Raw genomic sequence first — 19,772 nt, forward strand, 5'->3', positions numbered from 1 at the left:
GCCGTCCGGTTCATCGTAGGGAGTCCTCATCGGGTGGGAAAGAATACGGACATAACGCGCTTATTGGTCATTACGGACATGTGGCCTGCAGCGCCGAGGGGCCGCTGACGTGCCAAAATGGCAGGATGATCCGGTCACTGTCGCTTAGGTCACAGTTGTTTCTCCTGCAGCTGTCCATTGTGCTGATCGTCGTCCTCATCGCGGGATCGGTGGCGATCAGGATGCAGGAGCAGCAGATCCGGGACGCCTACGAATCGCGGATGGTCGGTGTGGCCCAGTCGGTGGCGCGGCTGCCAACCATCATCGAGGCGTTCGACGACGACCGCCCGAGCGACACCATCCAGCCGATCGCCGACCTCATCGCCCAATCCACCAACGTCACCTATGTGGTGGTCACGGACGACCTGGGGATCCGCTACTCCCACCCCAACCCCGACATGATCGGGAGCATGGTGTCCACCGACCCCTCCGTGCCCCTATCGGGCGACACCTTCGTGGGCACCCAGACCGGGACCCTGGGAGAGTCCTGGCGGGTCAAGGTGCCCATCTTCGACGCCGGGGGCACGGTCATCGGGACGGCTTCGGTGGGCATTCTGGAGTCGCGGCTGAGCCAGGACCTGCAAGAGGATCTTCCCCAGCTGTTGGTCTGGCTGATCGCTGCTGCCCTGATGGGCTCGGCGGGAGCCATCTACGTGTCACGGCTGGTGTGGCGACGGATCTACAAACTGGAACCCGAGGAAATAGCCACCCTGCTTGAAACCAGGGACGCCATGCTGCACGGGATCGGCGAAGGCGTTGTCGGGGTTGACGAACGCGGCCACGTCGCACTGCTCAACGACGAGGCCCGCCGCCTGTTGGGCCTTGACGACTCGGCGGTCGGCCGACCCGTCGCTGACGTTCTCGAGCCAGCCCTCGCGGGGATGCTCAATTCGGCAGGGGCGATGGAGACCACTGTGCTGGTCGGCGAGCGGGTCCTGCTCGCCCAGGCCAACCGGGCCGTCGTGGACGGGCGGCGCGTGGGTAGTGTACTCATCCTGCGCGACCGCACCGAGCTGCATCAGCTGCTCCAGGACCTGGACGGCGCCAGGGACGTCACCCAGGCGCTGCGGGTGCAGGCACACGAGTTCTCCAACAAGATGCATGTCATTTCCGGCCTCCTTGAACTCGGCAGGACCGCGCAGGCAGTCGATTTCATCACCCGGTCGGGGCATGGTGGATCGGTGGTGTCCGGTGACCTGTGCCCGGGAATCAGCGACCCCGATGCCGCAAGCCTCTTGATGGCGAAGAGTACGATCGGTGAAGAGAAGAATATTCAGGTGATCATCGACGGAAATTCGACCCTTGCCCCGGACGGGACCACCGATCAGGTGACCATCCTTGGCAACCTGATCGACAACGCGATGGAGGCGATCGTCTCGGACGGGACTATCCATATCTCCACGACGGCAGGTGAAGCGGGGTGCGTGATCACGGTGTCTGATGATGGCCCTGGCGTCCCCGAAGCTGTGCGGCAACGGATCTTCGAAAGTGGTGTCACCACCAAGGGAGACGGACCGTTGGCTGCGCGTGGATTCGGGTTGTCGCTGCTGCAGCGGGTTGCCCAGCGCCGCAAGGGGGAGATCACCGTGGGCACCTCCCCGCTCGGCGGTGCTGAGTTCTCTGTCAGCCTGGCCCCCATCCCAGCACCAGTGGCGGCTGGCCGCGTGGAGAACCAGTGACACAGTTGATCCGCACTGCGGTCATCGACGATGACCGCGAGGTTGCCGGGGTGCACACAGGGTTCCTGCTGGCGCACGGCGGCTTCGAAGTGGTTGGTGTTGCCTACACCGGAGCCGATGGCCTGGAGCTCATCGCCGCCCAGCGACCTGAGTTGGTGCTGCTGGATATCCACCTACCCGATGTGTCCGGCATCGAGGTACTTCGCGCGGCCCGCAATCTGCCCGGTGATCCCGTAGACATCATCGCCATCACCGCCGCCCGGGAACTCGAAACGGTCCGCGCGGCAATGGCCGGCGGGGTGCTTCACTACCTGGTGAAGCCCTTCAACTCGAAGGTCCTGCTGGAACGCCTCGATCAGTATGTGGCTCATCGACTGAGTATCCTCGAGCACAGCGCCGGCAACTCCCCCGCCCTGGATCAGGCGGTGATCGACCGGCTCCTGGGTCCGGCCAGGGAACGGCGGCCCACCGGTGGGATTTCGAAGCCGCAGCAGCCGGTCCTGCCGAAAGGTCTGTCCGGGCCCACCCTGGAGGCGGTCATCGGCGATCTCAAGTCCAATCCGGCCGGATCCTCGGCGTCCGAAATGGCTTTGCGATTAGGGCTGGCACGGGTCAGTGCACGTCGGTATCTCGAGTACCTCGTTGCCCAGGAGCAGGCCAAGATCACTCCCAAGTACGGGGCGGCTGGCCGGCCGGAGAAGCGCTACGCCTGGACCGGGTAACCCGATCGAGAACGGGTAGGTGCGTCCACCCGTTCTAATGGACGCCCCACCCCGCACTGTAGCTCCGCCGTCCCCCATGGCTAAGCGGAGTTACATAATCATTATTTTGGCACACGATGATGAAAACGTGAATACCTTTGGTGGTACCAATCACGAAAACGTCACAATCTACGCAAGTTGGTTCCTCTGCGGCGCCTGCCTGGTACGCCGTCGGGCGGCCCAGATGATGGTGAGGCCGGTCGTGACCAGCAGGATGGCACCAAAAGGAAGGATTACCTCCCAGAGACCAAGGTCGCCCACGGTGAACCGGGCCACAGCAAAGAAGGTAACTGCACCAAACCCGACGGCCAGCAGGGCTGAAGCACCCCGGTGCGCCAAACGGCCGGTGGGGCCGACAACCCCCTTCAGGGCGGGAAGGACCAGGCAGGCAGCAACATACCCCGGGTAGAGCCGTCCGGCTTCGGCGTAATACTGGACGGTGACCTGCTCATGATAGGCCCGCAGGCCGGTCGAACTCTCTGGGAGCTCGCTCATGACGAACAGCGCGACGGTTGCTAGCACGAACAGTCCAAGGACTGCCAGCCCCACAGGTCCGACAATCAGCCAGCGGGTTCGGGGAGACCGGAAAGCGGCGGCGATTCTGATGCCCAGGAGCACCAGAATCGCGAAAAGTGAGAGCCTGATGATCAGGTTGGCAATGTTGATCCCACCCAGAAAACCATCCACCGGTAGATAGATCTGCGGCAGGCTCAAGCCCACTGCGACTACCAGCAGCACCAGGGCAGCAAACACGCCGCGCCCCCGGCCGCGGACAGCATCAGGTACGCGCAACAAGGCACAGAAAACGCATAGCGCCAGCACGGCCCACTGGATCAACTGCTCACTCATCCGAGGTTCTCCCATAGGTCTTGGTCCCGGCTATGTGCCAGCTCAAGTTTTTTCAGTGATTTACCCAGCACGTCGAGGCGGTCCCTCGCAAGAAGCACCAGGTCGACGTCCTGCAGCACGCTCAGCGCCCGATGCCTGCCGTTGCCCGGCCAGCCCCCCTCGCCGGGAGTAAGGAGGCCGGTAACCACCAGCCCACTGGCCAGTGACACACCGGCAAACCGGGCAGCCTCCAACGCCAGTTCGGGGGTGAGGCGACCGGCAGTGAGCTGCGCTGAAAGATTTTGGGGAGCAATCCCCGTTCTCGCCGCCAGTCCCTGGCGAAGGTCACCGCGATCGACGGCATCGATCCACGCCCGCACCGAGTTCCGGTGCGGGAAGGGTGCCAGTTCAAGCTGCAGGTCCCGCCCCACCGCCTCCTCGTCCTGGCTGCGGGCCACTACAAGCCGGAGGATGTCGATGTGGGAGACCTGGCTGATCAGTTCGGCGTCGGTTGGTTGCCGGATCCCGTCCGGAAGATCACGGTAGCCGTCAAAGTTGCCGAGCTCCTGGGCGGGGTTCAGGTGGTAGGCGCGGGCAATACTGACAATGGTGCCGGTGGCCACCTTCCCACGAACCAGCTGCTGACCGAGGGTTGACCTTTTGATCCCTGCCTTACGGCAAACGTCCGAAACGGTGTCCTCCGGCGCGATCCGGGACCGCCACAGCTGGAAAGACTTGGCTGTGACAGCCATTACCACCCCTTAATTGGACTTCCCCTGGTCGATTTGAAGTATACTGAGGTTGCTGGCTCCCCATTCTGCGATTCCCCCATACGCAGAACGCGGAGCCAGTCTCAATTTAACTCCGTACCGTCTGGAAATTTACCAGCGCGCCTTCTTCTCGGTCTTGCCCTGTTTACCGCTGCGGTGGACCGGCTGATGGTTCGGTCCGGTGCTCCGCGATCCGGCGAGCTTCCCAAAATCCGGGTTCTTTTTCTCCAGCGCCAGCTTCGCCCGGGGATCGTCCTGAAGCTTCTTCGCGGCGGACTCTGACAGGTGGACTGACAGATCCTGACTGTCGTCTTGGGCTTGGTTTTTCGTGTGCTCGGTCATGGTGATCCTTAAATGTTGTACTGCTGAACGCTGTTCAACAGCTGTGGTGGATAAGAAACGCCACTCGGAGGCGCTGCCTCAACAAGTGTGGTTTTCGATCAGGAAGAGCCCTCAGGGGACTACTCGAAAATTATTGTTCTCATGCGACCAAACCTACACGACGCCCCCGGCGTCGGCCAGAGTACCCGGGTGCGCTGGCTAGGTGAAAGGGCGGCCGGGTGGGTGACGGTCGCTTGGCACGCCGTCACGCCGCACCACTCCCGCGGCAGTTTCCGCAGCCTCCAGGTCAGCTTCGAGGCGCTCCACCGCGGACTCGTAGTCGGAGGCCGCAGCGTCGCCGTCGTCGAACCGGACCCGCAACAGAGCTGCGGCACGCATCGATCGGATCAGCCGGGATGTATCGCTGCGGGAGAGATCGGTCATCGCCGGGAAGTCGATGGCCGCCGCCGGATCCAGTTCGTACGTGACCCACTGCTGGAGAACCTGCTCATGGCGGGCGCGTACCTTCTCCCCCTCCCGGCGGGTCGCCTCGTCTTCGAGCCGCACCCTGCGTTCCCGCTCGCCCCGCCACAACCAGCCAGCCGCCAGACCGGTGCAGACCAGAGCCCCGCCAGTGACCATCCCTCCGCTGCCGGGGATGGTAGCCGCGGCTCCAATCACCGCGAGCACAACAGCCAGGAACCCGGAAAACCCGTACCAGAACAGGGAGTCGACGTCGTCGTTGCGCTTCAGGCTGCTGGCGAGGGCCATGGCCGTGGCAGCCGTGAGAAGACCCACCACGACGACGGCGATGGTCGCCTGGATCAGGAAGCTGGCAAGGTCCATCGGTCTTCCTCCCGGCGGGGCCGAGGTTCACGGACCGAGGGTGGCCGAAAACGTAGCGCCCTTGTGGAATTACCTACTCTCCATTGCAGACGTTTAAGCCGTCCGCGTCAATCCCCAGTTTCTTCGCCAACGCAAAGAATCCCCGCCGTTACGCTCAACGGCGGGGATTCTGTGTTCGGGTTTCCCACAATGGTGGGCCCTGAGGGGCTCGAACCCTCGACCCACGGATTAAAAGTCCGATGCTCTACCATCTGAGCTAAAGGCCCGTATCACCTCACACCACCGAAGTGGTCGAAATGACCTGCCTACATTATCGCATCCTGCCTCGGTGTGCAGAACGCAACCCCGATCCGGCGGCCGGGAATCAGCCGATGGCGGGTTCGACAATCCGCAACGCCTCGACAAGCCGGCGGTACAGGTCATCACTGATCAACAGCTCGCTATGGGTGCCGCTGGCCCTGATCCGGCCGTCCTCCATGACCAGAATGGTGTCGGCGTCGATCACCGTGGAGAGCCGGTGGGCGATGGTCAGGACCGCTCCCCGGGACGCCCGGTCGCGGATGCAGTCATGGATCGCCGCCTCGGTGAGGCCATCAACCTGGGCAGTCGCCTCGTCCAGCATCAGTACCGCGGGGGTGCGCAGGATGGCACGGGCGAGTGCGATGCGTTGCCGCTGCCCGCCGGACACAGCGGTGCTGGCGAGCTCGGCATCGAGCCCGTCCTCAAGCGACAGCACCTTCTCGTCGAGCCGCACTGCCCGCAGCGCCTCCCAGATCTCCTCATCGCTGGCATCAGGGTGGGTGAACAGCAGATTGTCCCGGATGGTGCCGGGCACGATGGGCGTCTCCTGCTCGACGTACGCCAGCTCGGATCGAATGTGGGCGTGCGTGTAGCTGGAATACTGACGTCCGTTCAGGAGGATTTCACCCTCCTGCGGCTCGATGAACCGCAGGAGGAGGGAGAAGAGGGTGGTCTTACCTGCCCCCGACGGGCCAACGATCGCCGTATGCCCTACGCGGGGGATACTGACCGTCACCCCGTCAACAGCCTGGACGGCGTCAGGCCCATACGCCGCGTGAACGTTGCGGAACTCCAGGACCGCCCCTTCACTGTCGGCGACGCCGGACTGCCGGCCGACGCCGGAAGTATCCTCCTCGACCGCCATCCGCTGAACCTGGGAAATGCGTGACGCGGCGGCGATCCCCGACTGGAGGGCGGTGATGTTCTGGGTCAGCTCCGAGATGGGGCCCATGATTCCGAAGGCGTAGAGGAGGAAGGCGATGAGGCTGGACACCTCAAGGAGACCGAGCCCCACCCGCCAGGCTCCGATGCCGAGGATCGCAATGATCGCCAACTGGATTCCGCCGCCGGCAATTGTCCAGGCGACAGCCTGGGTGCGGACAGCCCTCACACTATGCCGGGCAGACTCCCTGGCCTCGGTGACGATCCGCTCGCTTTGCCGGTCCTCAGCCCGGCTCGCCTTGACTGTACGGACGGCCCTGAGCGCACCCTCCAGCACACCGCCAAGGTTTCCTACCGACTCCTGGGCTTGTTCCTCAGCCTTCGCGATGCGTGGCATCAACAGGGCGAACAGGATGCCGACGATGACGATTGCGCCCAGCGTGGTCCCGAGGAGCACGAGGTCCAGCACCCCCATCAGGATGAGGGTGCCGACGAGGGCGACGGTGCCGTTGACCAGGCTGACCGCACTTGAGGAAGCCGCCTCCCGCAGCAGTACCGTGTCCGAAGTGACCCGGGTGACGAGCTCACCGGTGGGACGCCCGGTCAGCTCGGCCACCTTGGCCTGGAAGAACCTTCGCACCATTGACTCGCGTGCGTCGAGGACGACGCGTTCCGCGAGGGTGCCCAGCAGGATCCATTGCCATAACCCGACTGCTGAGCCAATCACCAGAAGGGTCAGCAGCACAGCGATTGGTTCGGCCAGGGAAGCCGTCGTGCCCACCGAATCGAGCACCCACTTGGTGACCATCGGGGTGGCGAGGGCGGTGGCAGTGGTGACCAGACCCAGCACCAGACCGAGCAGCAGGACCCGCCGGTGCGGGCGGATGAAGGACCAGAGGATCCTGAGTCGGGGGTAGCGGCCAGCAGGAACAGGAAGGCTCATAACCCTAATTGGAACAACGATGTACCAGAAATGTCAATAGCTATTCCATTCCGGTCATACTTGGTACTTTAGAGCTATGACATCAGCCGCACCCGCCCCGTCAGCTGACACCTCCCCCCGCCCACACACCCCCGTGAGATCCCGCACCAGGAAGGCCATCCTCGAGGCAGCCGTCGCCATGCTGGCGACCAACCCCCAGGCCTCCCTTACCGAGATCGCCGCTGCCGCTGCGGTGGGGCGGACTACGCTGCACCGCTACTTCCCTGAACGCACCGATCTGGTGGCAGGAATTGTTGAGGTCTGCGTGGAGCAACTCAACCAGGCCGCCGGGAGGGCACGGCTTGCCGAGGGAACTGGAATCTCTGCCCTGCACCGGCTGTGCCACGAATACTTCGCCCTCGGCGACCTCCTCTCGGTGGTGTTCAGTGAGCCCCAGCTCAGCGACGAGTCAAGCTGGCAGGAGGATTCCGGCGTCGGGTGCAGTCTCTCTGACACCGTTCGTCGAGGCCACAGCGATGGCACTATCGACTCCGAGATGGCTCCCGACTGGGTCGAAGGGGTGCTATGGGCTTTGCTCTACAACGGCTGGAGCCAGCAGGCAAAAGCAGGCACACCGAAGCTCACGGTACTGCGAATGATCCTGCGCAGTCTTGACGGGGCGGTGGGACCGAAAGCGGCCCTCGTCGGAGACTCTGGCATGGAGGGAAACGGCAGGAGTATCCTCAGTTCATGAGCGGTAACTACGAGAACCAAAGTCCACGGCATCACAAGCCCAAGCCCTTCGCGCCGCTGGACTTTGAAGTGTTCGCTGGTGGTGCTGATCCGTCGCGGGTCTCCGAAGCCGCTCACCTCTCCGCGCACGCGCTGGTCCATCACGGCCGCCTCTCCGACGACCCGGGGATCACCCAGCGGTTGGTCGAACTGGCCGATCAGCAGGGCCTTGAGGCAATCGCGGAGATGTGGGCGGAAAGCCCGGCGCGTTCCCTCCCGGGCGCCCTGTGGCGGCTCTACGCGCTCCGCGCTGCCACCCAGCAGAACCCCGAACGCATCGCCTCCTACTTCGAGTCCGGTAAGGATGTCGCGCAGGTCTCCAACGTGATTGCGGGGGTCGCGGAGCCTCCCGGGGCGGAGGAGGTCCGGTCCATGGCGGACACCATCCTCTCGGGAGCGTTCGAGGGAGAGTTTGACGTCGCGTTGGAACGGTTCGCCGCGTTCTGCCGGGTCATTGCCCTGGGCCAGACCCATCACGCCGACGACGCCGAACCCGCCAATGGGGCGCACGCCGCCAAACTGACGCGCAACTCACATCAATTGATCAAGACCGCCGAGGACCTGGAGCACGCTGCCGCGTCATGGCGGCGGGGTGAACTCGACTGACAGGCGGTGTCTTTCGGGCCAATGTTGACATGAGCGCACCGGAGGAGAACACTGAAAGTGGTGTCGGACCGTGGAACCCCCGGGCTTCAACATTTAGCCGCTTCGAGCGGCCTTCCGCCGAGAGGCGCTCCCGGTTCGGCACCATTTTTGTGTCATCAGCACCACCTTCCCGGGTGAACGGCGGTAGGACGAGCCGTTCAGGCGTGGAGCATCCGGCGACGGTGAGCCTCGGCGTGACTGTCAGTTATTCTTAGGCAGCAAACCCATCACATCCGATGCCCCGGCAGGTTAGGTAGCCCACGTGAAGCTTCGCCTCTTTCCTCAGGAGGATGCCGGCCTTGTGCTGCTCTCCGATATGGCGCAGCAACTGGTGCTGGGGGTGCGCACCATGTCGGGAATCCTCGGGGCCACCACCCGCGACTACGATCGCCTCGCCGAAGAACTGCACCAGCATGAAGCCAATTCGACCGAACTGCATTACGCATTGCTCACGTCCATGCGCAGCAGTTTCGTCAACCCACTCCCCCGGGAAGATCTTTACGCCCTGTCCCGGCTGCTCAACGAGGCCATCGAGAAGCTTGACGGCGCCGCGGAACTCATCTCGCTGTACCGCCTCAGTAAGCTGAGCCGCCGGGCCACCGAGCAGCTTGAGGTCATCACCCGTCAGTCGGAGCTCACCGCCGACGCAATGAAACGCCTGAATTCGATGGACGAACTGGAGGAGTACTGGATTGAGATCCTCCGGCTAGCCAAACGCGCCGAACGCACCCACCGGATCTGGTGCTCGGAGCTCCTCACCGATCACAAGCCGCTGGTCTACGCACGGCACCGCGACGTGGCGAATCAGCTCGTCGATGTCACCAAGGACATCCGCAAGGTGGCAACTCACGTGGGTAGCATTCTCGTCAAGGAATCCTAGGTGGAGCCGTTCCTCCTCGGCATCGTGGTGATGCTGGCCGGAGGTTTTGCGTTTCTCAACGGGTTCCACGACGTCTCCAACTCGGTTGCCACTGCGGTCCGCACCCGGGCCCTTACCCCGAGTGTCGCAGTCCTTCTGGTGGCCTTCTTCAACCTGATTGGCGCGCTCCTGGGGACCGGCGTCGCCCTGCTCTTCACCGGCGATGCGTTGAGCGTTCCGCCTGGCCGGGTCGGCCTCGGGATTCTCATTGCGGGTCTCATCGCTGCGCTCAGTTGGGGCGTGTTCACCTGGTACCGGGGCAAGCCGTCATCGTCGACCCATGCCCTGATCGGGGGGCTGATTGGCTCGGGCGGGGCGTCGGCCCTGATCGGAGGCGAGTCGATCGCTGACTCAGAGCAGGTGTTCCTCCTGCAAATTGCGCTCCCCCTCCTCCTGTCACCACTCGTGGCGTACCTGCTGGCCTATCTGGCGGTGTTCCCAGCGATCTGGCTGCTCCGGTACAGCCCGCCGCAGAAGGTCAATTCGGGCAGCAGGATGGCGCAGTCGGTGCTCGCGGGAGTGTTTGCGCTGGGGCACGGGCTGCAGGACGGGCAGCGGACCATGGCGGTGATCGTGCTGGCCCTGGTGGGCAGCGGCGTCGCGACGGGCACCGGAATCCCGCTCTGGGTGCAGATCTTCGCGGCAGTGTTGCTGGCGTCCGGCTCACTCTTCGGCGGCTGGCGGATTACCCACACCCTGTCGCACCGGCTGGTGCGGGTGGACCCGCTGCGTGGGATGACTGCGCAGGGCGTCAGCTCGGCGATACTCTTCGTCGGCTCGATCTCCCTGTCCATGCCGCTCTCCAGCACCCACACCATGACCTCGGCGATCCTCGGCGCGGGAGCCAATCAACGGTTCCCGACCGTGCGCGGGCGTGAAGTGGTGAAGGTGCTGCTGATCTGGTTCTCGACGGCGGCCGTGACAGCGACGATCGGCGCCATCCTTTTCCTGGCGATGAGCCCGCTCCTCTAGACCAGAAAAAAGCGGCCCCAAGGCTCAGAACCGCCGGGTCCAACCGGCACCTCTGACCCTCAGGGCCGCTTTTGGGCTAGCCGGACAGAATCACTCAGCCGAACCGGCCGGAGACGTAGTCTTCGGTGGACTTCTCCCGGGGGTTGTTGAAGATGTCGGCGGTGTTGCCAAACTCGATCATCTTCCCGGGCATACCCGTTGCCGCGATGTTGAAGAAGGCAGTCTTGTCCGAAACCCGGGCAGCCTGCTGCATGTTGTGGGTGACAATGGCCACCGTGTAGTCGGTTTTCAGCTCATTGATCAGGTCCTCGATCGCGAGCGTGGAGATGGGGTCAAGGGCCGAGCAAGGTTCGTCCATGAGGATGACCTCTGGGGATACTGCTATCGCCCGGGCGATACACAGTCGCTGCTGCTGACCGCCGGACAATCCTGAGCCCGGGCGGTCGAGGCGATCCTTCACTTCATTCCACAGGTTGGCCCCGCGCAACGACTTCTCCACCAGCGCGTCGGCATCGGATTTGCTGATGCGCTTGCTGTTGAGCTTCACACCGGCGAGCACGTTGTCCCTGATGGACATGGTGGGAAACGGGTTGGGGCGCTGGAAGACCATCCCGATCTGGCTGCGCACATGCACCGGGTCAACGGCGTCGTCGTACAGGTCGTCGCCGTCGAGCAGCACCTCACCCTCCACACGGGCGCCGGGGATTACTTCGTGCATCCGGTTCAGTGTCCGCAGGAAGGTCGACTTGCCGCAGCCCGAAGGGCCGATGAATGCGGTAACGGAACTGGCCTCAATGGTCACATTGACGTCTTCAACTGCGAGGAACTTGCTGTAGTAGACGTTCAAGTCCTTGACGTCGATACGCTTTGACATCTAAATCCTTAGGGGTTGTGCAGCGCCGGTTAGCGGCTGGTTTTGGGGGCGAACATCCGGGCAATCAGACGGGCGACGAGGTTGAGTAGCATCACGAGGATGATCAGCACCAGAGCAGCCGCCCACGCGCGTTGAATACTCGGATCGGTACTGGTGGGCGACGTCGGCGTGATGATCTGGTAGTAGATGTAGGTGGGCAGGGTGCTCATCCAGCCGCTGAAGACGTCGAGGTTGATCCCTGTGGCAAATCCTGCCGTCACCAGGATGGGTGCTGTCTCGCCGATCACCCGGGCAATCGCCAGGGTGACACCCGAGGCGATGCCCGAGATGGCGGTCGGGATGACCACCTTGGTAATGGTCCGCCATTTCCGCACGCCCAGCGCGAAGGACGCCTCGCGGAGTTCGTTGGGAACAATCTTGAGCATTTCCTCTGTTGCCCGCACCACCACCGGGATCATCAGCACCGACAGCGCCGCCGCAGCGACGAAGCCGGTGCGGGTGCCCGGGCCGAAGATCAAACCGAACAGCGCCGCGGCGAACAGGCCGGCAACGATGGACGGGATGCCGGTCATCACGTCGACGAAGAAGGTGATCGCCCGGCTGAGTGGACCGCCGGTCGAGTATTCCACCAGGTAGATGGCCGCCAGCAGTCCCACCGGCACCGAGATGATGGTGGCCCAGAGCGTGATCTGGAGGGTGCCGAGAATGGCGTGGTAAGCGCCGCCCAGTACCGGTGTACCGTCAGCAACACTCTGGTTGTCAATGGCGCCGGTGAGTCCATTCATCGAACGGAACAGGAAGTCGCTGGTCATTCCGGGGATACCGCGTTCCAGGACCGTCCAGAGGACCGAGAACAGCGGGAGGACGGCAACAATGAACGCGCCGACGATCAGGTAGGTGGCCAGCCGATCGCGCGCCTTGCGGCCGCCTTCGACCACGGCCGACGCCGCAGTGCCGCCGACGACGAAGAACACTGCTGCAAAAAGGGCCATCGCTACGGGGTTGAACCCGAGTAGGGCCGACACGGCCGCTCCGAGGATCACGGCGCCGGCCAGTACCGCCCAGATGGACCATTTGGGCAGCTTGTTCTTGGTGAACTGGGAAGGACGCCGGGTCATGGTTGAGTTACTCATTAGTTGGCACCTGAGAATTCCTTGTGGCGGCTGATGATCCAGCGGGCGATCATGTTCACGGCCAGGGTGATGACAAAGAGGACAAGACCGGCTGCGATGAGCTCACTCAGCCGAAGACCGAACGCCTCGGGGAAGTTGAGGGCGATCTCAGCGGCGATGGTCTGGTTGCCGGTCTGGATCAGGCTGGCAGTCAGTGCGCCCCCCGAGAGCACCAGTGCCACTGCCATCGTCTCGCCGAGGGCCCGGCCCAGCCCGAGCATCGCGGCGCTGATGATTCCTGGACGGGCGAAGGGCAGCACGGCCATCTTGATCATTTCCCAGCGGGTGGCGCCAAGCGCCAGCGAAGCCTCTTCATGGAGCTTGGGTGTCTGCAGGAAGATTTCCCGGCTGAGCGAGGTGATGATGGGCAACACCATCACCGCGAGCACGATTCCGGCGGTCAGCATCGTTCGCCCGGTGTTGCTGGCGGGCCCTTCGAAAATGGGGATCCACCCGAGGTTTGTTGCCAGCCAGTCATAGGCCAACGCCAGTTGGGGTGCCAGCACCGCGTAACCCCAGGCGCCGTAAACGACCGAGGGGATGGCGGCCAGCAGATCGATCAAATAGCCAAAGCCCTGAGCGAGCCTGCGGGGCGCATAGTGCGAGATGAACAGCGCGACACCGATCCCCACCGGGGTGGCGATAATCAGGGCGATGGTGGCCGCGATCACCGTACCGATGACGATCGGCCAGATGTAGGAACCGAAGCCATTACCGCCCGAGATGTCAGCTGGATCGGCGACGAAGGTGGGAAAGGCCTGGACTAGCAGGAAAATCGCCACGCTGAACAGCACGGCGAGAATCAGACAGCCGGCCAACAGGCTGGCTGTGGAGAAAATCTTGTCCCCTGATTGGCCGCTGTCGCCGTCTCTGCGCAACGTGTTCGGAGACACCGTCTTCGTGGACACTAGTGAACCCTTCAGTGCTGGTAATGGATTGTTCCTGCTGGGGCCCGAGAGCAGGCGGCGTCAGCGGTGGAGGTAACTGCATACCAGCCTAATGGCTGAGTGCAAAGGACTGCCCCGCCCGGTCGGTGAGGACCGGACGGGGCGAACGGTCCGTTGTTAGGAAGCAACCGTGATCGAATCGATGGCGGCCTGAGCCTGCTCGCGCAGTGTCTCAGAGATCGGGGCGTTTCCGGCCGAATCAGCGGCGTCAGCCTGGCCCTCTTCGCTGATGGCGTAGGAACCGAAGGCCTTGACCAGGTCAACCGTTTCCTGGTCGGCGTAGGTGGTGCAGTAGACGTGGTAGGAGATCAGCACGATGGGGTAGGCACCGGATTCGGTGGTGTCCCGGGTCAGGTTGTAGGACATATCAACCTCGGGAGCGCCTTCCACCTCGGCGGGCTCTGCGACCTCAACGGCCAGCGAAGCAGCTTCGGGAGTCAGTGCCACGTTCTCTTCGCCAACCTGAACCAGAACCTGGCCGAGGTCGCCTACTGCTGACGCGTCGGTGTAGGTGATGGCGCCTTCGGTGCCGGAGGTGGTCGACACCACACCGTTGGTGCCCTGTGCGTTCTCGGCAACGATCTCGGCCGGCCAGTCGCCCGATACCTCGTCGGTCCATACCTCAGGTGCGGCCTGGGAAAGGTAGTCGACGAAGTTCTCGGTGGTGCCCGATTCGTCGCTGCGGTGGACCACAGTGATGGCCAGATCGGGAAGGTCAACGCCCTCGTTCTGTGCGACAAGCGCCTCGTCGTTCCAGTTGGTGATGTCACCGCGGAACACTGAGGCGATGGTCTCTGCATCCATGTTCACTTCGTCGACGCCCGGCAGGTTGAACGCCACGGCGATCGGTGCAATGTAGGCCGGGATGTTGAAGGCACCCTCAGGTCCGCAGACCTCGACTGCTGCTGCGTGCTCTTCCTCGTCGAGGTAGGCATCCGAGCCTGCGAACTGGACGCCGCCGGCGAGGAATGCTTCACGGCCAGCGCCGGAGCCGTCTGGGGAGTACTGGAGTGTTGCATCCGGGTTGGCAGCGGTGAAACCGGACTGCCAGGCGGTCATTGCCGCGCCCTGGGAGGAAGCGCCTGCACCGGTCAGGGTGCCCGTGACGGTGCTCTCTGCTGCACCGTTTTCGCCGGTAGTTGCTGCCGGCTCATCGGTTGCGCTGTCGGTGCCGCAGGCTGTCAGTGCGAGCGCGGCGACGGAGATTACTGCCGCTGCGCGGCCAAAGCGAAGAACCTTCACTTGATGTTGCCCCTTCCAGGGAGTCGAAAATCAGTGCCGTGAGGCACCTTGAAGAAGGAAAAGCCGAACTTTCCGGAGTCCGTACCTTGAACAAGCTAGGCCCCACAGGTAAAGAGACTGACCGACCAAAGTGAACGGAGGGTGAACAGGAAACGTACAGTTGCAATCCGTCCGTGCCATGGTCTTGCCAAAGCGCCCCGCGTGCTGTGCGCATCCATTGGTTGCGGACAGCCATGCACCTGACGGAACCAGGGCTAGGCTGGGTTCCATGCCGCGGCCATCATTTCCCTCGCGAGCCCGTTCCTTTGTTCGCAACCGGACGCGGGTGGGTTTCCGCCGCAGTTCCAACTCGGTGATCCCCGCCCTCCAGATGACGGTCTGCGCGGTGGGCGCATACGTCTTCGCTGAGCGGGTCCTGGGTCACAGCGGTCCACTGTTCGCCGCGACCTCCTCGATGATCGCGCTCGGCTTCACCCGCGACCCGCGGCTCCGCCGAGTGCTTGAGGTCGGGTTGGGCTGCACCCTTGGGATTGCGCTGGGAGACGTCCTGCTGGCCCTGTTCGGCACCGGAATCTGGCAGGCCGCCGTCGTTCTGTTTGTTTCCATCCTGTTGGCCAGGTTCCTGGACAGCGGCACCATTTTCACCACGCAGCTTGGCCTGCAGTCCCTCCTCGTGGTGCTGCTCCCGGCTCCCGACGGCGGTCCCTTCACCCGCAGCGTCGACGCGATAGTGGGAGGGCTTTTCGCGCTCCTGATCGTGATCCTTGCGCCCAAGGATCCGCGGAAGGAGCCAAAGACCAATGTGCGCGAGCTCCTCGGGGAGCTGTCGGCGGTGCTCCGGGAGTCGTCGACGGCGCTGACCCGCAGCGATCCCACGCTCGCCTGGCATGCGCTGATCAAGGCCCGCAACTGCCAACCCTTGATGGAGGGGCTGTCCGGCAGCATGGGAGCGGCGCAGGAAGTGGCGCGGCTCTCCCCCGCCTACCGGCGCCACCGGCAGGAGCTTGGAGAGCTGAGGGGGTCAATCGAGTCGATCGACCTCGCCGTCCGCAACGCACGGGTGTTCACCCGCCGGCTGACCTCGGTCATCAACCACGCGGCGCTGACCGACGAGGCCGTCCAGGAGCTGTCCCAGGTCATTGAGGACACCGCCGACGCCGTCGATGTGCTGGGCCGGGCACTGTCCTCCTCGAGCGCCCCGGAACAGGAACTCTCCCTCAGGCGGGCGCGGGAGGACCTGGCAGCCGTGGCGACCATGCTCCATCCACGGCTGCTGAAGATTCAGCGGCTGGAAGGTGAGGGCCTGGTCCTGCTGTACCGCCCGCTGATTGTTGACCTGCTGGAGGCGACCGGCCTCCCCCACGACGAGGCCGCCGGGTACCTGCCGAGACTGTGAGCCTGGTCAAACCCGGCGCCGGGTGTGGTGTCTTTGCGGGGCCTTGTCCCTACCCGCCGGTACGTTAGAGCCCATGGCAACAAAGACAGCACGCCCCGCACGCGCCTCCGCCCCCGCCTACCGGTGCGGTGAATGCGGGTGGACCACCGCCAAATGGGTCGGCCGGTGCGGAGAGTGCCAGGCCTGGGGGACGGTCGAGGAGACCGGGCAGACTGTGGCGAGGACGACGCCGGCTGTAGCGGTTGCCTCGCCTGCCCTGAGGATCTCGCAGGTCGATGCGACTGCCGCCTCCTACCAGCCCACCCGGATCGGCGAACTTGACCGGGTGCTCGGGGGCGGCCTGGTACCCGGTGCCGTAATCCTCCTCGCGGGGGAACCGGGAGTGGGTAAGTCCACCCTGGTCCTCGACGTCGCGGCGCGGGTTGCGCGCCTCGGGAAGGACGTCCTGTACATCACCGGCGAGGAGTCGTCGGCCCAGGTGAAGCTGCGTGCCGAACGAATCGGCGCACTCGCCGAGACCCTGTATCTCACCGCCGAATCGGACCTGGGGCAGGCGCTGGGGCAGGTGGAACGGTTGTCCCCGTCGCTGCTCATTGTTGACTCGGTGCAGACCCTCAGCAGCGCAGCAGTAGACGGCACCGCCGGCGGAGTGACCCAGGTCCGGGAGGTGGCGGCGTCGTTGATCGCCGCAGCGAAAACCCGTGGGATGACGACCATTCTGGTGGGGCACGTCACCAAGGATGGGTCCATCGCAGGACCGCGCCTGCTGGAACATCTGGTGGACGTGGTGTGCCAGTTCGAGGGCGACCGGCACTCACGGCTCCGCCTGATGCGGGCGATCAAGAACCGGTACGGCCCCACCGACGAGGTGGGCTGTTTCGACCTGACCGAGACAGGCGTTGAGGGTCTCGCTGACCCCAGCGGCCTGTTCGTATCCCGCACCAAAGACCCCGTTTCGGGGACCTGCATCACTGTCACCCTTGAGGGACGCAGGCCACTGCTGGCCGAGGTTCAGGCGCTCCTCGCCGAGTCCTCAAATTCACAACCCCGCCGGGCGACCAGCGGCCTCGACAGTTCGCGGGTCGCGATGCTCCTGGCGGTACTCCAGCAGCGCGCCTCATTGAGCCTGCACAAGGATGACAGCTACGTGGCAACAGTCGGCGGGGTGAAACTCAGCGAACCGGCCACCGATCTGGCCGTTGCCCTCGCCGTCGCGTCGGCGAAGACCAACCAGCCGCTCGCGGCACGGCTGATCGCTTTCGGCGAGGTGGGCCTCGCCGGTGAGGTGCGGCCGGTCCCCGGCATTGCGCAGCGGGTCCAGGAGGCTGAACGGCTCGGTTTCACCCACGCAGTGGTACCCGCTTCCCCCAACGGGCCGGGCCGGGTCCCGGCCGGGTTCACGGTGCATGAGGTGTCAACGCTGACCGAGGCCCTGCAGTTGCTCTTCTAACTGCACCCCGGGCTCCCGCTTCCCACTCGTCCACTGCCTCCGCCGTAACCGTTACCCATTTGCGCCCCTGGCCGGTATCAGGGTTTGGGCGGCGCGCCCACTAGGATTGGAACGGCTGCGCTGGTGCCTGCGCGGCAGGGCCCCGCCCAGCCGGATACCGGTTGGGCGGCGCCGGTAGCCGGAAGGAAGTGGCAATGGTTCGCAGCCCAGAGGACGCGTTGAAAGCCACCCTGGCGCGCGTGGCGCCCGGCACACAGCTGCGGGATGGGCTGGAACGCATCCTGCGTGGGCGCACCGGAGCGCTGATCGTGCTGGGATTCGACCGCACCGTGGACTCCATCTGTTCCGGCGGGTTCGATATCGGCATCACCTTCTCACCCACAAGGCTGCGGGAACTCGCCAAGATGGACGGCGCGATTGTCTGCGACAAGGACGCGAGCAATATCCTGCGCGCCGGAGTGCAACTGGTTCCGGACCACACCATCGACACCCAGGAATCTGGGACACGGCACCGGACCGCCGAGCGGGTAGCCATCCAGACCGGTCTCCCGGTAATCTCCGTCAGCCAGTCAATGCACATCATCGCCCTCTACATCAACGGGCTGCGGCACGTTTTGGAAGGCTCCGAACCGGTCCTGGCGCGCGCCAACCAGGCCCTCGCCACTCTGGAACGCTACCGGGCCCGCCTGGACCAGGTCACCGGATCCCTCTCAGCACTGGAGATCGAGGCGATGGTCACGGTCAGGGATGTGGCGGTGACCCTGCAGCGCCAGGAAATGGTCCGACGGATCTCCGAGGAGATCTCGCAGTATGTCCTCGAACTTGGGGTGGATGGCCGGCTACTGTCCCTGCAGGTCGAAGAACTGACCACCGGTCTTGGCCCGGGCAGCGAAATGGTCCTGAGGGACTACCTCGACCTGAGCGACGCCTCCCTCGTGGTCGAGGATCAGCTCGCAAAGTTGCAGGCTTTCAGCTCCACCGACCTGATCGACCTCGGCACCATTGCCAGCGTTGTGGGTTTCAACCCGTCGAACGACTCACTCGACGCCGTAGTCCAACCCAAGGGGTTCCGGCTGGTATCGGGCATCAAGGCTGTTCCTCCGGCGGTGGCGAACCGGTTGGTGGACCACTTCGGTGGGCTGCAGAACCTGATGGCCGCGAATATTGATGACCTGATGGCCGTTGACGGCATCGGTGAACAGCGGGCCCGTACGGTGCGTGAGGGACTCTCCCGGATAGCCGAGACGAGCCTCCTCGACCGCTTTATGTAGTGGGTTACTGCAGTTCGAAGCGTGTCACTGCAGTTCGAAGCTGGTTTCCTCGCTGGTCCGCTCCCCCAGCGACACCCTCACGGCATAGGAACCGGGTGTGGGGTTCGCCTCGACTGCCACGCAGCCCGGGGCACTGCGGTTCCGTTCCCAGGTGAAGTTGGCTTCCTCTGATTCCCCCGGTTGGATCTCCCGGGTGAGGTCTTCGGCGCCCTCCTGACAGTCGACGGACGAGAAGATCCGGTCCTCGCCACTGGTGACCAGGAACTCCATCTGCGAGGTTCCCACGTTCACCGGGCAGGCCACATCGCCGGTGTTCGTCACCGTCAACGTCAGCACCGGGTTCTGTTCGGGCGCGTAATCGGCTGCGTCGGTCGACGCGCTGACTTCCACCTGGCCGGGGTCGCAGGCGGGGTCCGACGGCGATGGGGCGTCGATGGGTTCGGCCGCCTCAGTGGGGGCGTCCGACTGGCCCGCCGCTGCCCTGGTGTCGGCCGGCGACGGGGCGGGCTGGGCCGACCCGGAGGGCGCCGGCCCGCCGTCGGCGTTGTCCTGGCCACTGGTGATCAGCCCCGCAATGACAATTCCTGCCCACACCAAACCACCGATCACGATCAGTGCCAGGATCAGGACCACCAACCTGCGGCGACGGTACACCCGGGGGCTGGCCCGGGGCGCGCCGGACGGGCGTGACGGCCTGTCCTCCGGCCCGCCTCGCGAAGGGCCACCCTGCGAATCCATGACTTA

General features: G+C 64.3%; 19 protein-coding genes and 1 tRNA gene. 9 read left to right on the plus strand and 11 right to left on the minus strand.

Annotated elements, in window-relative coordinates:
* Positions 1 to 125 precede the first annotated feature (125 nt).
* Together IWX62_RS01125 and IWX62_RS01130 are read left to right on the plus strand one after the other, a co-directional pair.
* On the plus strand, positions 126 to 1,718 hold the full coding sequence (locus IWX62_RS01125) for an ATP-binding protein (protein WP_196839519.1): 1,593 nt from the start codon (positions 126 to 128) through the stop codon (positions 1,716 to 1,718).
* Positions 1,715 to 2,440 carry a response regulator gene (locus IWX62_RS01130; protein WP_196839520.1) on the plus strand — a complete coding sequence of 242 codons (726 nt, stop codon included), beginning with the start codon at positions 1,715 to 1,717 and terminating at the stop codon, positions 2,438 to 2,440. Before IWX62_RS01125 ends, IWX62_RS01130 begins: the two co-directional genes overlap by 4 nt.
* Positions 2,441 to 2,608: 168 nt before the next feature.
* Here the strand turns inward: IWX62_RS01130 and IWX62_RS01135 are convergent, their stop codons facing one another.
* From IWX62_RS01135 to IWX62_RS01160, 6 genes are all read right to left on the minus strand, one after another.
* Positions 2,609 to 3,328 carry a hypothetical protein gene (locus IWX62_RS01135; RefSeq protein ID WP_196839521.1) on the minus strand — a complete coding sequence of 240 codons (720 nt, stop codon included), beginning with the start codon at positions 3,326 to 3,328 and terminating at the stop codon, positions 2,609 to 2,611.
* Positions 3,325 to 4,059, minus strand: a complete 735-nt coding sequence (locus tag IWX62_RS01140) for a hypothetical protein (RefSeq protein ID WP_196839522.1) — start codon at positions 4,057 to 4,059, stop codon at positions 3,325 to 3,327. The genes IWX62_RS01135 and IWX62_RS01140 overlap by 4 nt, the downstream gene beginning before the upstream one ends.
* Before the next feature lie 129 nt (positions 4,060 to 4,188).
* Positions 4,189 to 4,419: a hypothetical protein gene (locus IWX62_RS01145; RefSeq protein ID WP_196839523.1), complete on the minus strand. Its 231-nt coding sequence runs from the start codon at positions 4,417 to 4,419 to the stop codon at positions 4,189 to 4,191.
* Positions 4,420 to 4,617: 198 nt separating this feature from the next.
* Complete coding sequence (locus tag IWX62_RS01150; RefSeq protein WP_196839524.1) at positions 4,618 to 5,244, minus strand: hypothetical protein; 627 nt, start codon at positions 5,242 to 5,244, stop codon at positions 4,618 to 4,620.
* Between the two features lie 190 nt (positions 5,245 to 5,434).
* Positions 5,435 to 5,510: transfer RNA gene (locus tag IWX62_RS01155), tRNA-Lys, on the minus strand.
* Between the two features lie 98 nt (positions 5,511 to 5,608).
* Positions 5,609 to 7,369: an ABC transporter ATP-binding protein gene (locus IWX62_RS01160; protein WP_196839525.1), complete on the minus strand. Its 1,761-nt coding sequence runs from the start codon at positions 7,367 to 7,369 to the stop codon at positions 5,609 to 5,611.
* A 76-nt stretch (positions 7,370 to 7,445) separates the two neighbouring features.
* Between IWX62_RS01160 and IWX62_RS01165 the strand changes: the two genes are divergently transcribed.
* From IWX62_RS01165 to IWX62_RS01180, 4 genes are all read left to right on the plus strand, one after another.
* Entirely contained in the window at positions 7,446 to 8,102 is a 657-nt protein-coding gene (locus IWX62_RS01165; RefSeq protein WP_196839526.1) for a TetR/AcrR family transcriptional regulator, read from the plus strand.
* Positions 8,099 to 8,746 (plus strand): hypothetical protein, encoded by a 648-nt coding sequence (locus IWX62_RS01170; RefSeq protein WP_196839527.1) that lies wholly within the window; start codon positions 8,099 to 8,101, stop codon positions 8,744 to 8,746. The genes IWX62_RS01165 and IWX62_RS01170 overlap by 4 nt, the downstream gene beginning before the upstream one ends.
* A gap of 301 nt (positions 8,747 to 9,047) precedes the next feature.
* Entirely contained in the window at positions 9,048 to 9,665 is a 618-nt protein-coding gene (locus IWX62_RS01175) for a DUF47 family protein (RefSeq protein WP_196839528.1), read from the plus strand.
* Positions 9,666 to 10,676, plus strand: a complete 1,011-nt coding sequence (locus IWX62_RS01180) for an inorganic phosphate transporter (RefSeq protein ID WP_196839529.1) — start codon at positions 9,666 to 9,668, stop codon at positions 10,674 to 10,676.
* 94 nt (positions 10,677 to 10,770) lie between these two features.
* Here IWX62_RS01180 and pstB read toward each other — a convergent pair whose 3' ends face one another.
* The 4 genes from pstB to pstS form a co-directional block, all read right to left on the minus strand.
* Positions 10,771 to 11,550 carry a phosphate ABC transporter ATP-binding protein PstB gene (gene pstB / locus IWX62_RS01185; protein ID WP_196839530.1) on the minus strand — a complete coding sequence of 260 codons (780 nt, stop codon included), beginning with the start codon at positions 11,548 to 11,550 and terminating at the stop codon, positions 10,771 to 10,773.
* A gap of 29 nt (positions 11,551 to 11,579) precedes the next feature.
* Positions 11,580 to 12,683, minus strand: coding sequence for a phosphate ABC transporter permease PstA (gene pstA, locus IWX62_RS01190; protein ID WP_196839531.1), 1,104 nt, complete (start codon positions 12,681 to 12,683; stop codon positions 11,580 to 11,582).
* Positions 12,683 to 13,630: a phosphate ABC transporter permease subunit PstC gene (pstC, locus tag IWX62_RS01195; RefSeq protein WP_333483133.1), complete on the minus strand. Its 948-nt coding sequence runs from the start codon at positions 13,628 to 13,630 to the stop codon at positions 12,683 to 12,685. Before pstC ends, pstA begins: the two co-directional genes overlap by 1 nt.
* A gap of 156 nt (positions 13,631 to 13,786) precedes the next feature.
* Complete coding sequence (gene pstS / locus IWX62_RS01200) at positions 13,787 to 14,911, minus strand: phosphate ABC transporter substrate-binding protein PstS (protein ID WP_196839532.1); 1,125 nt, start codon at positions 14,909 to 14,911, stop codon at positions 13,787 to 13,789.
* Positions 14,912 to 15,179: 268 nt separating this feature from the next.
* Here pstS and IWX62_RS01205 point away from each other — a divergent pair, with 268 nt between their 5' ends.
* The 3 genes from IWX62_RS01205 (at position 15,180) to disA (ending at position 19,028) form a co-directional block, all read left to right on the plus strand.
* Entirely contained in the window at positions 15,180 to 16,307 is a 1,128-nt protein-coding gene (locus tag IWX62_RS01205; RefSeq protein ID WP_196839533.1) for an FUSC family protein, read from the plus strand.
* A 73-nt stretch (positions 16,308 to 16,380) separates the two neighbouring features.
* Positions 16,381 to 17,757, plus strand: coding sequence for a DNA repair protein RadA (gene radA / locus IWX62_RS01210; protein ID WP_196839534.1), 1,377 nt, complete (start codon positions 16,381 to 16,383; stop codon positions 17,755 to 17,757).
* 194 nt (positions 17,758 to 17,951) lie between these two features.
* Complete coding sequence (gene disA / locus IWX62_RS01215) at positions 17,952 to 19,028, plus strand: DNA integrity scanning diadenylate cyclase DisA (RefSeq protein WP_196839535.1); 1,077 nt, start codon at positions 17,952 to 17,954, stop codon at positions 19,026 to 19,028.
* A 24-nt stretch (positions 19,029 to 19,052) separates the two neighbouring features.
* Here the strand turns inward: disA and IWX62_RS01220 are convergent, their stop codons facing one another.
* Positions 19,053 to 19,766 (minus strand): DUF4232 domain-containing protein, encoded by a 714-nt coding sequence (locus tag IWX62_RS01220; protein ID WP_196839536.1) that lies wholly within the window; start codon positions 19,764 to 19,766, stop codon positions 19,053 to 19,055.
* Between the last annotated feature and the right edge of the window lie 6 nt (positions 19,767 to 19,772).

The organism is Arthrobacter sp. CAN_A1 (assembly GCF_015751665.1).
Taxonomy (GTDB): domain Bacteria; phylum Actinomycetota; class Actinomycetes; order Actinomycetales; family Micrococcaceae; genus Arthrobacter_D.

What these genes read in the sequence shown, in the direction of transcription:
- IWX62_RS01125 (WP_196839519.1), top strand. Translation starts at nt 126, where the DNA reads ATGATCCGGTCACTGTCGCTTAGGTCACAGTTGTTTCTCCTGCAGCTG.
- IWX62_RS01135 (WP_196839521.1), bottom strand. Translation starts at nt 3,328, where the DNA reads ATGAGTGAGCAGTTGATCCAGTGGGCCGTGCTGGCGCTATGCGTTTTC.
- IWX62_RS01140 (WP_196839522.1), bottom strand. Translation starts at nt 4,059, where the DNA reads ATGGCTGTCACAGCCAAGTCTTTCCAGCTGTGGCGGTCCCGGATCGCG.
- IWX62_RS01145 (WP_196839523.1), bottom strand. Translation starts at nt 4,419, where the DNA reads ATGACCGAGCACACGAAAAACCAAGCCCAAGACGACAGTCAGGATCTG.
- IWX62_RS01150 (WP_196839524.1), bottom strand. Translation starts at nt 5,244, where the DNA reads ATGGACCTTGCCAGCTTCCTGATCCAGGCGACCATCGCCGTCGTCGTG.
- IWX62_RS01160 (WP_196839525.1), bottom strand. Translation starts at nt 7,369, where the DNA reads ATGAGCCTTCCTGTTCCTGCTGGCCGCTACCCCCGACTCAGGATCCTC.
- IWX62_RS01165 (WP_196839526.1), top strand. Translation starts at nt 7,446, where the DNA reads ATGACATCAGCCGCACCCGCCCCGTCAGCTGACACCTCCCCCCGCCCA.
- IWX62_RS01170 (WP_196839527.1), top strand. Translation starts at nt 8,099, where the DNA reads ATGAGCGGTAACTACGAGAACCAAAGTCCACGGCATCACAAGCCCAAG.
- pstB (WP_196839530.1), bottom strand. Translation starts at nt 11,550, where the DNA reads ATGTCAAAGCGTATCGACGTCAAGGACTTGAACGTCTACTACAGCAAG.
- pstA (WP_196839531.1), bottom strand. Translation starts at nt 12,683, where the DNA reads ATGAGTAACTCAACCATGACCCGGCGTCCTTCCCAGTTCACCAAGAAC.
- IWX62_RS01205 (WP_196839533.1), top strand. Translation starts at nt 15,180, where the DNA reads ATGCCGCGGCCATCATTTCCCTCGCGAGCCCGTTCCTTTGTTCGCAAC.
- radA (WP_196839534.1), top strand. Translation starts at nt 16,381, where the DNA reads ATGGCAACAAAGACAGCACGCCCCGCACGCGCCTCCGCCCCCGCCTAC.
- disA (WP_196839535.1), top strand. Translation starts at nt 17,952, where the DNA reads ATGGTTCGCAGCCCAGAGGACGCGTTGAAAGCCACCCTGGCGCGCGTG.
- IWX62_RS01220 (WP_196839536.1), bottom strand. Translation starts at nt 19,766, where the DNA reads ATGGATTCGCAGGGTGGCCCTTCGCGAGGCGGGCCGGAGGACAGGCCG.